General features: G+C 49.8%; 1 tRNA gene and 1 other RNA gene. Both read left to right on the top strand.

Annotated elements, in window-relative coordinates:
- Nucleotides 1-6: 6 nt before the first annotated feature.
- Nucleotides 7-175: non-coding RNA, RtT sRNA (locus tag L2I46_RS29430), on the top strand.
- A gap of 46 nt (nt 176-221) precedes the next feature.
- A tRNA-Lys gene (locus L2I46_RS29425) sits at nt 222-297 on the top strand.

Genomic DNA, 297 nt, shown 5'->3' with positions numbered 1-297 from the left:
GGTCGTTAGCTCAGTTGGTAGAGCAGTTGACTTTTAATCAATTGGTCGCAGGTTCGAATCCTGCACGACCCACCAATTTCAGCATTTAACTCAGATGTTGAACGTGAAGGATAGCGTTGCGTCAGCAACGGCCCGTAGGGCGAGGCGAAGCCGAGTCATCCTGCACGACCCACCAATTCCAATATTGGTGTCGAGTGAAATTATTCAGGTAGTACCAGAGCGGGTCGTTAGCTCAGTTGGTAGAGCAGTTGACTTTTAATCAATTGGTCGCAGGTTCGAATCCTGCACGACCCACCA

This window comes from Klebsiella sp. 2019SCSN059 (assembly GCF_021739525.1).
GTDB classification, from domain to species: domain Bacteria; phylum Pseudomonadota; class Gammaproteobacteria; order Enterobacterales; family Enterobacteriaceae; genus Klebsiella; species Klebsiella quasipneumoniae.
This window is presented reverse-complemented; position numbering and strand designations above follow the sequence as displayed.